The organism is Streptomyces sp. NPDC002790 (assembly GCF_040295505.1).
In the GTDB taxonomy this organism is placed as follows: Bacteria; Actinomycetota; Actinomycetes; order Streptomycetales; family Streptomycetaceae; genus Streptomyces.
Genome location: NZ_JBEOVM010000015.1, coordinates 60,083 through 72,023, shown reverse-complemented (window position 1 = coordinate 72,023; position 11,941 = coordinate 60,083). Strand labels below are relative to the sequence as shown.

The following is an 11,941-nucleotide window of genomic DNA, read 5'->3' as shown; positions in this document are numbered from 1 at the left end:
GGCCCGGAACCCTTATTCGCGTACCTCCAGATTCGCGTACCCATAACTTCAACAAACTGTTGACGTAGCAGTTCAGAGGTACTTACGCTCCGAACACCTCGAACTTCTCAGCAGTCGCAGCAGTTACAGCACGGAAGGTCACGATGTCGAAGCGCGTGCTTACGACCGAGTCCGGCGCCCCCGTCGCCGACAACCAGAACTCCGCCACCGCCGGCGTCGGTGGCCCGATCCTGCTCCAGGACCAGCACCTCCTGGAGAAGCTCGCCCGCTTCAACCGCGAGCGCATCCCGGAGCGCGTGGTGCACGCCCGTGGCTCCGGCGCGTACGGCTACTTCGAGGTGACGGACGACGTCACCGACTACACGTACGCCGAGTTCCTGAACTCGATCGGCAAGCGCACCGAGGTCTTCGCGCGCTTCTCGACCGTCGCCGACAACCTCGGTGGGGCGGACGCCGTCCGTGACCCCCGCGGCTTCGCGCTCAAGTTCTACACCGAAGAGGGCAATTACGACCTCGTCGGCAACAACACCCCGGTCTTCTTCATCAAGGACCCGCTGAAGTTCCCCGACTTCATCCACTCCCAGAAGCGCGACCCGTTCACGGGCAAGCAGGAGCCGGAGAACGTCTGGGACTTCTGGGCGCACGCCCCCGAGGCCACGCACCAGATCACCTGGCTGATGGGCGACCGCGGCATCCCGGCCTCGTACCGTCACATGAACGGCTACAGCTCGCACACCTACCAGTGGACGAACGAGGCCGGCGAGGCGTTCTTCGTCAAGTACCACTTCAAGACCAACCAGGGCGTCCGCAGCCTCTCCGCCGAACAGGGCGCCGAGCTCGCAGGCAAGGACGCCAACTCCCATCAGACGGACCTGCTGCAGGCCATCGAGCGCGGCGTGAACCCGTCCTGGACCGTGCACGTCCAGCTGATGCCGGCGGCCGAGGCGGCGGACTACCGCTTCAACCCGTTCGACCTCACCAAGGTGTGGCCGCACAAGGACTACCCGCTGCAGCGCGTGGGCCGCCTGGTCCTGGACCGCAACCCCGAGAACGTCTTCGCCGAGGTCGAGCAGGCCGCCTTCTCCCCGAACAACTTCGTTCCGGGCATCGGCCCCTCCCCCGACAAGATGCTGCAGGGCCGCCTGTTCGCCTACGCGGACGCGCACCGCTACCGCCTGGGCGTCAACCACACCCAGCTCGCGGTGAACGCGCCGAAGGGTGTCGAGGGCGGCGCGAACAACTACGGCCGCGACGGCGCCATGGCTGCGAACGCGTACGCCCGCGCCCACAAGAACTACGAGCCGAACTCCTTCGACGGCCCGGTCGAGACCGGCCGCCCGCTGGCCGCGCCGCTCGCGATCCACGGCCACACGGGTACGCACGAGGCCCCGGCCCACACGAAGGACGACGACTTCTTCCAGGCGGGCGAGCTGTACCGCCTGATGTCGGAGGACGAGAAGGGACGCCTGGTCGCGAACATCGCGGGCGGCCTCTCCCAGGTCTCGCGCGACGACATCGTCGAGAAGAACCTGGCCCACTTCCACGCCGCCGACGCCGACTACGGCAAGCGCGTGGAGGCGGCGGTCCGCGCCCTGCGCGAGGACTGATCCCTCCGGGTTGGATCGGGTGGGCTGTTCCCGGTGACCGGCGACAGCCACCCCCAAGACTGCGTACGAGGGGCGGCGGGAGGTCTTCCCCCGTACGCAATGGCCCGCGCCGTCGGCCACGACCCGGATGAGGGGTGGTCTGGCCGACGGTAGCGGGAGACTGCGCCAGTCGATGCGGCTGGCGCCGCGCGGGGACCGCGGCGGCTTGTGCAGCGTACGAGCCAGTGCGGTGGTGAAGGTTCCTCCGCTCTCCTCTCGACCTGAGGGAGGGGAACGGGGAACCGTCGTACGCCGGCCGCCGCGGTCCCAGCCAATTCCCTGACGGGGTCTGCCCGTTGGGGTTTCCTCGGTCTCCGTCCGGTGGCGCGCACGCATGTTCCGCCAGTCGCGCGCCGTCGGACGGCAACAACCTCTTGGCCAGAGCGCCGAGTTCGGACGGTCCCGACCTCGGCGCTCTTCTGCGCCCGCAGGTCCATCCGCCTCAACCCCGGCCCCACGTCGGGCTCCGCCAGTGACGGTCGGCGTTCCCACGCGTCGGGGCTCCGCCATGACGGTTAACGTTCCTCCCCTCAGGACTCCGCACATGACGGTCGACGGTCCTACGCCTCGGGGCTCCGGCCCGGACCCCGCTGCTCAATCGCCGCAGGGGCTTGAGGTGCTCGCCTCGGGGCCGCGGGGGTTGAGGAGCTCGCCTAGGCGCCGCAGGGGGCGAGGGAGTCGCCTCCGCGCCGCAGGGGCTTGAGGCCTCAGAGGCTTGCGGCGGTGGTCTCCGCGCCACGGGGACTTGAGGTACTCGCCTCGGCACCGCAGGGGTTGAGGTAGTCGCCTCCGCGCCGTAGGAACTTGAGGCCTCAGAGGCTTGCGGTGGTGGTCTCCGCACCGCGCGGACTTGAGGCAATCGCCTCCGCGCCGCAGGGACTTGAGGTAGTTGCCTCCGCGCCGCGGGGACTTGAGGTACTCGCCTCGGCGTTGAGCGGCGCGCTCGTTCTCACTCCCCCGGTCGTCTCCCACCCCCCGCCCCCTCCGGGGGCCTCGGCGCGACGGGGTGCCGCTTCCGGCGTGCTACCAGCGCCAGCCCCGCCGAGGGGTGTTTGCCGTCGGTCACGGCTCCCCGCCTTGGGCGTCGGGCCGCCACCGCCTTGGGCGGCAGGGTGGGCAAGGCGGCGCCACGGTGCCGCGCGACGGAGATGGCAGGCACCGGCCACGGCATGGCCCGCGGGCCCAAGTGCCGCGCAACCATCACTACCGACGCCGCCCCGGCAAAGCCCCGGGTCCCCGGTGCAGGCCCCGACCCCGAGGGGCCGAAGCCCCCGGAGGCGGCGGGCGGGTGGGAGGTGAGCGGACACCGGCGCAGCCGAAGGGGTGGACCGGTGCCGACCCCAGCGAAGCCCCAGTGCCGCGCACCGACCACGTAAGGCGCCAACCCCGGCAAAGCCCCGACGCCGCGCAACGGGCGCGTGAGGCGTCGACCCCGGCAGATGCCCCGAACCCCGTCGCCGCGCAACAACAACCAGCACCACCCGTTCCCCGACGCTGCGGAGCCATCACAGCAGCCATAAGCCCGACCCCGCGGGGCCGAAGCCCCCGGAGGCGGCGGGCGGGTGGGAGGTGAGCGGGCACCGGCGCAGCCGAAGGGGTGGACCGGTGCGCTCCGCAACAGTCGCGTAAGGCGCCGACCCCGGCAAAGCCCCGGCGCCGCGCAACAACAACCGCCACCGGCGCCGCCCACCGCTCCGGGCAACGCCCCCCGGCACAACGAAGGACGGGCCCCCGGCTCCGTGGAACCGGGGGCCCGCCTCGTACGCGGTGCGGCTGTCAGACCTTCAGGGGCCGGATGGCCGTAGGCGCGTGAGCCGGCTCCGTAGCCAGCTCCTCGAACTCCTTGACCGCGCTGATGTCCGCCGTCGGGCTCATGGAGATGTTCGTGATGCGCTCCAGGATCGCCTCGACGACGACCGGGACCTGGAACTCCTGGGCCATCTTCTTGGCCTGCTCGAACGCGGCGCCGAGCTCCGCCGGATCCGTCACGCGGATCGCCTTGCAGCCGAGCCCCTCGGCGACCTTGACGTGGTCGACCCCGTAGACACCCAGCTCGGGACTGTTCTGGTTCTCGAACTCCAGGTTGACCTGGAAGTTGATGTCGAGGCCGATCTGGGCCTGGCGGATAAGGCCCAAGTAGGCGTTGTTGACGAGGACATGGACGTACGGGATGCGGTGCTGCGCCCCCACCGCCAGCTCCTCGATCATGAACTGGAAGTCGTAGTCGCCGGACAGCGCCACGACCTGCGTGTCAGGGTCGGCCTTCGCGACACCGAGCGCCGCCGGAATCGTCCAGCCGAGCGGCCCCGCCTGGCCGCAGTTGATCCAGTGCCGCGGCTTGTAGACGTGCAGCATCTGCGCACCGGCGATCTGCGACAGACCGATCGTCGTGACGTACCGCGTGTCCTTGCCGAACGCCTTGTTCATCTCCTCGTAGACGCGCTGCGGCTTCATGGGGATGTCGTCGAAGTGCGTACGGCGCTGGAGGGTCTCCTTGCGCTCCAGGTGCGAGGCGACCCACGCGGAGCGGTCCGGCAGCTCACCGGCCGCCTTCAGCTCCTTCGCGACCTCGACGAACAGCTCTAGGGCCGACTTGGCGTCGGACGCGATCCCGTAGTCCGGCGCGAAGATCTTGCCGATCTGCGTCGGCTCGATGTCGACGTGCACGAACTTCCGCTCGCCCTGGTAGACGTCCAGCTTGTAACCCGTGTGCCGGTTGGCCCACCGGTTGCCGATGCCGAGGACGAAGTCCGACTCCAGGAACGTGGCGTTGCCGTACCGGTGGCCGGTCTGCTGGCCCACCATGCCCGCGTTCAGCTCGTGGTCGTCGGGGATCGTGCCCCAGCCCATCAGCGTAGGAATGACAGGCGTGTTGGTGACCTCGGCGAACTCGACGAGCAGGTCGGACGCGTCCGCGTTGATGATGCCGCCGCCCGCGATGATCAGCGGCCGCTCGGACGCGACGAGGAGCTTGATCGCCTTCTCGATCTGGGCGCGGCTCGCGGCCGGCTTGTAGATCGGCAGCGGCTCGTACGTCTCCGGGTCGAACTCGATCTCCGTCTGCTGGACGTCGATCGGAAGGTCGATGAGGACCGGCCCCGGACGGCCCGAACGCATCAGGTGGAAGGCCTGCTGGAAGATGCCCGGGATCTGCGCGGCCTCCAGGACCGTCACCGCCATCTTGGCGACGGGCTTGGCGATCGAGGCGATGTCGACGGCCTGGAAGTCCTCCTTGTGCAGGAGGTGGCTCGGCGCCTGACCCGTGATGCACAGGATCGGGATCGAATCGCCCGTGGCGGAGTACAGGCCGGTGATCATGTCGGTCCCCGCGGGACCCGAAGTGCCGATGCAGACACCGATGTTGCCCGGGTTGGCCCGGGTGAAGCCCTCGGCCATGTGCGAGGCGCCCTCGACGTGGCGAGCGAGCGTGTGGTCGATGCCACCGCTCTCCTTGAGGTCCTTGTAGAAGGGGTTGATGGCGGCACCGGGCACGCCGAACGCGTTCGTGACGCCCTCGCGCTTGAGGATCTCAACGGCCGCGCGGGCGGCGGTCATTCGAGCCATGAGTGCTCCCGACTCCTGCTGTGACTGCGTACGCCTCTTCGGCTGTACGACTACGGCTACGGCTGTGGCTGTCGGATTCGCGCTCCCGTCGCGCCCCGCGGCGAGCTCTGAATTCCGTCCCCCAGCCCCCTGTTTCGCTCCAGCGACCCTTTCGGGCTACTTTCACGATGTGGAAACTAGGTTCTGCTATATGGAAGCAATGTAGAGGGGCGCTTTGGAGGCCGTCAAGGTGGATGATGAGACTGACGTCGATCCGTTCCCGGGGCAGGACCGAGGGGGAGTTGCCATGGCCGAGCCCGCCCACCTGCGCTGCCCCACCTGCCGGCGCGAGCATCTGTACGCACCCCAGGCCCTCCCCTGCGCCTGCGGCGCACCCGTCGCGCCACCGATGGTGCGCGGCGCCGCCCCCGTTCCCGTGTCCGACCGCACCTGGGACGACGACTGGATGACCCTGCGCTGCCCCCTGTGCGGGCGCCGCGACCGATGGCCCCGGCCCGAGCTCGGCTGCGCCTGCGGCTCGGTGCTGCGCGTCCCCGTCCTCGACGACCAGGCCCCCGCGCCCGCCCACATCCCGCTGCCGCGCACGGCCGCGCCCCCGCGCCCCGCCTTCCAGCCCGTCGCCATCCGCACCGCGCGCGACGCCGTGACGGCCGTGGCGCTGTATCTGCGCTGGCTCGGCTACGACGACGTACGCAGGGCCGACCAGGACCCACCCTCCGGCATCGCGCTCGCGGCGAGCGGGGTCGTCGCCCAGGTCGAGCCGTCGGTGCGGCCCGCGACGCTGCGCGACGTGGAGTGCCTGTGGTTGCAGTCGATGACGGAGTCCGCGGCCTGCGCCTACTTCTCCCTCGCGGGTTACGTGGACGAGGCCAGCGCCCGCGCCGACGCCCTGGGCGTCCCGCTGTTCGTCCTCGACCTGGCCGGCATACCGCAGCCGGTGAACAGCCCGGCGGACGAGCTGATAGCGAGCGGGACGTAAATGCGCGTGAGTGACCAGCGGTCCCTCGACATACTGGCCGGGTGATCATCCGCAGCGCCGAGCCCGCCGACCTCCCCCGCCTCCAGGCCATCGAGTCGGCCGCGGGCGAGATCTTCCGTACGGTCGGCATGGCCGCGATTGCCGACGACGAGCCGCCCACCGTCGCCGAGTTGGAGCGATTCCGGCAGGCGGGCCACGCATGGGTCGCGGCCGATGAGACCGGGATCGTCGCCTACCTCGTCGCCGAAGTCGTCGACGGCGCCCTCCACATCGAGCAGGTCACCGTGCACCCCGACGCCGCCCGCCGGGGCGTGGGTCAGACCCTGATCGCGTGCGCCGCCGACTGCGCGCGCGGCCAGGGCCTGACCGGTCTCACCTTGACCACGTTCGCCGACGTCCCGTGGAACGCCCCGTACTACGAGCGCCTCGGTTTCCGCCGGCTTTCCGGGGCCGAACTCACACCCGGGCTGCGCGCGATCCGCGCGGCCGAGGCCGAGCACGGCCTGGACCGGTGGCCCAGGGTGTGCATGCGAAGGGGCTTGTGACGGCCCCCGCCCAACGGTTACAGGTACTTCCCTACGGTTTCCCGGTTTCCCTTTCTACAACTCCCCGTACCCCTGCCGGAGTTCCACCTTCCGGACCTTCCCGCTGACGGTCATCGGGAACCGTTCCAGAAGGCGCAGCCGGCTCGGGATCTTGTAGTGCGCGAGCCGGTCGCGACAGAAGGCGCGCACCTCGTCGAGGGTCAGCGTGTCCGCGGGGTCGCGCAGGATCACACAGGCGAGCACCTCCTCGCCGTACTTCTCGTGCGGCACGCCCACGACCTGGACGTCGGCGATCTTCGGATGCCCGTAGAGGAACTCCTCGATCTCGCGCGGGGAGATGTTCTCGCCGCCACGGATGATCATGTCCTTGATGCGTCCGACGATCTGCCCGTAGCCGTCCTCGCGGATGACCGCGAGGTCGCCCGTGTGCATCCACCGGCCGGCGTCGATGACCTCGGCGGTCTTCTCCGGCTCGTCCCAGTAGCCGAGCATCACGCTGTAGCCGCGGGTGCACAGTTCGCCGGGTTCGCCGCGCGGCAGTGTGACTCCGGTGACCGGGTCGATCACCTTGACCTCGATGTGCGGCAGGACGCGGCCCGCGGTGCCGGTGCGGCGCTCCAGGTCGTCGTCGCGGCGCGTCTGCAGGGAGACGGGGGACGTCTCGGTCATGCCGTAGCAGATGGAGACCTCGGCCATGTGCATCTCGGCGACGACCCGCTTCATCACCTCGACCGGGCACGGGGAGCCCGCCATGATGCCCGTACGCAGACTGCTCAGGTCGTACGAGCCGAAGTCCGGCAGGTTCAACTCCGCGATGAACATGGTCGGTACGCCGTACAGCGACGTGCACCGCTCCTGCTGCACGGCGCGCAGGGTGGCGGCCGGTTCGAAGGACGGGCCGGGGATGACGATGCAGGCGCCGTGCGAAGTGGCGCCCAGGTTTCCCATCACCATCCCAAAACAGTGGTAAAAGGGCACCGGCAGACACACTCGGTCGTGCTCGGTGTAGCCGACCGTCTCGCCCACCCAGTAGCCGTTGTTGAGGATGTTGTGGTGGGAGAGCGTGGCGCCCTTCGGGAAGCCGGTCGTGCCGGAGGTGTACTGGAGATTGACCGGGTCGTCGCACGACAACTCTGCCTCTAGGGCCACCAGTTGGTCGTCCGTGATGCCGCCCGCGGCCGCCACCAGGGCGTCCCAGCTCTCCGTGCCGATGAAGACCTGTTCGCGCAACTCCGGGCATTCCGGCGCCACTTGCCGTACGAGCTCGCGATAGTCCGTTCCCTTGTGCTCGGTCGACGAGATGAGGAGCGAGACACCGGACTGCTTGAGCACGAACGCCAACTCGTGCGCCCGGTAAGCGGGGTTGATGTTGACCATGATCGCGCCGATCCGCGCGGTCGCGTACTGGACGAGCACCCACTCGGCACAGTTGACCGCCCAGATGCCGACGCGGTCACCCTTGCCGATCCCACGGGCCAGCAGACCCCGCGCCAACTCACCCACATCCGCGCCGAATTGACCGTACGTCCAGCGGCGCCCGTCGGCCATGTCGACCAGCGCCTCGCGCTCGGGCCAGGCCTCGACGACCCGCCGCAGATTGCGCCCGACGGTGTCGCCGAGGAGCGGCACCTCGCTGGTCCCGTGCGTGTACGACAACTCCCCAGCGGGTGCGCTCACTTGAAGTCCTCCTCGCGGTACTCGGCGGCGGACCCCTTGGCGGTGGCCTCGCGCAGCTCGATGCGGCGGATCTTCCCGGAGACCGTCTTGGGCAGCTCGGCGAACTCGATCCGGCGCACGCGCTTGTACGGGGCGAGGACCGCGCGGGAGTGCTCGAACAGCAACTTCGCGGCGTCCGGGCCCGGTTCGTATCCCTCGGCGAGGACGACGTACGCCTTGGGGACGGCGAGCCGCAGCTCGTCGGGGGCGGGCACGACGGCCGCCTCGGCGACCGCCTCGTGTTCGAGCAGGGCGCTCTCCAGCTCGAAGGGGCTGATCTTGTAGTCGCTGGCCTTGAAGACGTCGTCGGAGCGGCCCACGTACGTGAGGTAGCCGTCGGCGTCGCGGGAGCCGATGTCGCCGGTGCGGTAGAAGCCGCCCGCCATCGACTCCGCCGTGCGCTCCGGGTCGCCGTGGTAGCCGACCATCAGGCCGACGGGGCGTGCGGAGAGGTCGAGACTGATCTCGCCCTCGTCCGCGCCGGGCTCGCCGGTCACCGGGTCGAGCAGCTCGACCGTGAAGCCGGGGCTCGGACGCCCCATGGAGCCGGCCTTGAGGCGCTGACCGGGGCTGTTCGACACCTGTACCGACGTCTCGGTCTGCCCGAAGCCGTCGCGGATGGTGATGCCCCAGGCACGCTCGACCTGCTCGATGACCTCGGGGTTCAGCGGTTCGCCCGCGGCGAGGACCTCCCTGGGCGGCGTCCGCAGGGCCGTGAGGTCGGCCTGGATGAGCATGCGCCACACGGTGGGCGGCGCACAGAAGGACGTCACTCCCGCGCGGTCCATCGTGGCCATCAGGCGGCCCGCGTCGAAGCGCGTGTAGTTGTAGAGGAAGACGGTCGCCTCGGCGTTCCACGGCGCGAAGAAGTTCGACCAGGCGTGCTTGGCCCAGCCGGGCGAGGAGATGTTGAGGTGCACGTCGCCGGGGCGCAGGCCGATCCAGTACATCGTCGCCAGATGCCCGATGGGGTACGAGACGTGGGTGTGCTCGACCAGCTTGGGGCGGGCGGTCGTGCCGGACGTGAAGTACAGGAGCAGCGGGTCCTCGGCGCCGGTCACCCCGTCGGGCTCGAAGGTGTCGGGGGCGCCCGCGGCGTCCTCGTAGGCGAGCCAGCCCTCGCCGGCCGCGGCCGCGCCGACCACGATCCGGGTGTACTCCCCCGGCACCTCGCCGAACTTGGCGACGTCCTCGGGGCGTGCGACGACATGCCGGGCGCGGCCGCGCTCCACGCGGTCGGTCAGATCGGCGGGGCCGAGCAGCGGTGTGGCGGGGATGACGACGGCCCGCAGCTTCATCGCGGCGAGCATCACCTCCCACAGCTCGACCTGGTTGCCGAGCATGAGCAGCACACGGTCGCCCGCGCCGACCCCGTGCCCGCGCAGCCAGTTGGCGACCTGGTTGGAGCGGCGGCGCACGGTGTCGAAGGAGAACCGCGCCTCGGATTCGTCCTCCTCGACGATGTGCAGCGCGATCTTGTCGTTGCCTTCGGCGATGACGTCGAACCAGTCGAGGGCCCAGTTGAAGCGCTCGGGGCGGGGCCAGGAGAAGCCCTCGTACGCCGCCTCGTAGTCCCGTGCGTGCCGCAACAGGAAGTCACGGGCTGCGCGGAACTGCTGCGTGGGTCCGCTCGCCGTCGGTCCGTTCGCCATCGGTCCGTTCGCCGTCGTCATGTGCGCTCCGTATGTCCTTGGGTGGCCCGGGTTCCACCGCATGTCCCGCACCGTCGCGGGTCGTGTCTGCCATCGTGTAGTGAGTGACGCAGGTCTCACCACCCCCATACGGGGGTGAACCGTGTGCGGCGAGGTGATGGACGGTGAACGCAGGAACGGCCGAGGCGGTCGAGATGCGGGCTGCGCTGGTGCGGCTGCGCCGGGGTACCGGGCTTCCGGTGGCATTCGGCGGGCTGACCGCGGGCGCGGGCCGGGCGGCCGGGCAGGCGGCGGGCCAGGTACGGATCGCCGAGCTCAGCGGCGCGGCGACCCACGCGCTGCACGGGCTCGGTATCGCGGCGGGCAGCGGCCTGGGCGGCAAGGCCCTCTCCCTCGCCAGGGCGTGCGCCGTCACCGACTACCAGGGCTCGCGGCACATCAGCCACGAGTACGACGCCGCGGTCGCGGCCGAGGGCCTGCACTCGGTGCTCGCGGTGCCCGTCGTCGTACGGCGCCGGGTGCGGGGTGTCCTGTACGGGGCGCTGCGCACGGCCCGGCCGCTCGGCGACCGGGCCCTCGACGCGGCGATGGCGGCGGCGCGGGACGTGGAGCAGGCCCTCGTGGTGCGCGACGAGGTGCAGTCGCTGCTGGCCCTGACGCGCACCCCGGCCACCGAGGACGCCGGGGCGTGGGAAGCGGTCCGCGAAGCACACGGGGCGCTGCGCGCACTCGCGCCGAAGCTGGTCGACCCGGGCCTGCGGGGCGAACTGCTCGCGGTGTGCGGCACGTTGGCCCTGGCCTCGGATCCGGTGCGGCCCGCGGAGGCACCGGTGACGCTCACGCCGCGCGAGGTGGACGTACTCGCGTGCGTGGCCTCGGGCGCGACGAACGCGGGGGCGGGCGAACGGCTCGGCCTGCGCCCGGAAACCGTAAAGGGCTATCTCCGCTCCGCCATGCGAAAGCTGGGAACGCACACGCGGGGAGAGGCGGTGGTGGCGGCTCGACGGGCGGGGATACTGCCGTAACCCTTCAAGCCCCTGCGGCGGGCGAGCAGATCATTTAGCCCCTGCGGCGATCGAGCAGGTCTTTCAATCCCCCGCGCGGCGATCGAGCCAATCAAGCCCCTGCGGCGATTGAGCAGCGGGGTCCGGGGCGGAGCCCCGTGACGTGGGAACGTGGAAGGAGGACGCGGACATGGTGTCCATGGACCGGTACTTGGCGTTCGCGGCGATGTCGCTGCTGGTGATCGTGATCCCGGGACCGAGCGTGCTGTTCGTGATCGGACGGGCACTCGCACACGGCCGACGCACCGCGGTGGCGACGGCACTCGGCAACGTCGCCGGCTCGTACCTGCTGGTGGTCGCGGTGGCACTCGGGATCGGCGCGCTCGTGGAGCGGTCGGCGGGACTGTTCCTGGCGGTGAAGCTGGCGGGCGCGGCGTACCTCGTATACCTGGGCGTGCAAGCCTTCCGGCACCGGCGCGACCTGAAGGCCTCGGACATCCGGGGCCCGGCGGGACCGCCGCGCGGCGATCTGCGCACGGTGGCCGACGGGGTACTCGTGGGGGTCACGAACCCGAAGGGCATCGTGTTCTTCGCCGCGGTGCTCCCGCAGTTCGTGAACCACGATGCGGGGCACATCACCACGCAGATGCTGCTGTTGGGCCTGATTCCGATCTCCATCGGCCTGGTCACGGACACGCTGTGGGGGCTCACGGCGTCGGCGGCCCGCACCTGGTTCGCGCGCTCGGACCGGCGGCTCTCGATGATCGGCGGGACGGGCGGCTTCGCGCTGATAGGCCTCGGTGTGACGGTGGCAGCGACGGGCCGCGCGGACTGA

The 11,941-nt window shown here is 70.4% G+C and carries 8 protein-coding genes; 5 read left to right on the top strand and 3 right to left on the bottom strand.

All coding sequences use genetic code 11. The features are described from left to right. Window positions 1-143 precede the first annotated feature (143 nt). Window positions 144-1,607: a catalase gene (locus ABT004_RS10780; RefSeq protein ID WP_351333971.1), complete on the top strand. Its 1,464-nt coding sequence runs from the start codon at window positions 144-146 to the stop codon at window positions 1,605-1,607. A 1,815-nt stretch (window positions 1,608-3,422) separates the two neighbouring features. Here ABT004_RS10780 and gcl read toward each other — a convergent pair. Further along, the gene (gcl, locus tag ABT004_RS10775) at window positions 3,423-5,210 is read right to left on the bottom strand and encodes a glyoxylate carboligase (RefSeq protein WP_351333968.1); all 1,788 of its coding nucleotides are present in this window, start codon (window positions 5,208-5,210) and stop codon (window positions 3,423-3,425) included. 286 nt (window positions 5,211-5,496) lie between these two features. On the opposite strand from gcl, the gene ABT004_RS10770 reads away from it, so the two are divergent. Next, the gene (locus ABT004_RS10770) at window positions 5,497-6,189 is read left to right on the top strand and encodes a hypothetical protein (protein ID WP_351333965.1); all 693 of its coding nucleotides are present in this window, start codon (window positions 5,497-5,499) and stop codon (window positions 6,187-6,189) included. Between the two features lie 41 nt (window positions 6,190-6,230). Further along, window positions 6,231-6,734 (top strand): GNAT family N-acetyltransferase, encoded by a 504-nt coding sequence (locus ABT004_RS10765; protein WP_351333963.1) that lies wholly within the window; start codon window positions 6,231-6,233, stop codon window positions 6,732-6,734. 54 nt (window positions 6,735-6,788) lie between these two features. On the opposite strand, the gene ABT004_RS10760 is transcribed toward ABT004_RS10765, so the two are convergent. Both ABT004_RS10760 and ABT004_RS10755 read right to left on the bottom strand, forming a co-directional pair. Next, a complete protein-coding gene (locus ABT004_RS10760) occupies window positions 6,789-8,411 on the bottom strand; it encodes an AMP-binding protein (protein ID WP_351333961.1) in 1,623 nt (540 codons plus the stop codon). Beyond that, window positions 8,408-10,123, bottom strand: coding sequence for an AMP-binding protein (locus tag ABT004_RS10755; RefSeq protein WP_351333958.1), 1,716 nt, complete (start codon window positions 10,121-10,123; stop codon window positions 8,408-8,410). The genes ABT004_RS10760 and ABT004_RS10755 overlap by 4 nt, the downstream gene beginning before the upstream one ends. Window positions 10,124-10,296: 173 nt before the next feature. Between ABT004_RS10755 and ABT004_RS10750 the strand changes: the two genes are divergently transcribed. After that, window positions 10,297-11,127: a response regulator transcription factor gene (locus ABT004_RS10750; protein ID WP_351334034.1), complete on the top strand. Its 831-nt coding sequence runs from the start codon at window positions 10,297-10,299 to the stop codon at window positions 11,125-11,127. 169 nt (window positions 11,128-11,296) lie between these two features. Then, a complete protein-coding gene (locus ABT004_RS10745) occupies window positions 11,297-11,941 on the top strand; it encodes a LysE family translocator (protein WP_351334032.1) in 645 nt (214 codons plus the stop codon).

Excerpts from the sequence above, each read along its gene's own strand:
- ABT004_RS10780 (WP_351333971.1), top strand. The coding sequence starts at position 144 with ATGTCGAAGCGCGTGCTTACGACCGAGTCCGGCGCCCCCGTCGCCGAC.
- gcl (WP_351333968.1), bottom strand. The coding sequence starts at position 5,210 with ATGGCTCGAATGACCGCCGCCCGCGCGGCCGTTGAGATCCTCAAGCGC.
- ABT004_RS10770 (WP_351333965.1), top strand. The coding sequence starts at position 5,497 with ATGGCCGAGCCCGCCCACCTGCGCTGCCCCACCTGCCGGCGCGAGCAT.
- ABT004_RS10755 (WP_351333958.1), bottom strand. The coding sequence starts at position 10,123 with ATGACGACGGCGAACGGACCGATGGCGAACGGACCGACGGCGAGCGGA.
- ABT004_RS10750 (WP_351334034.1), top strand. The coding sequence starts at position 10,297 with ATGCGGGCTGCGCTGGTGCGGCTGCGCCGGGGTACCGGGCTTCCGGTG.
- ABT004_RS10745 (WP_351334032.1), top strand. The coding sequence starts at position 11,297 with ATGGTGTCCATGGACCGGTACTTGGCGTTCGCGGCGATGTCGCTGCTG.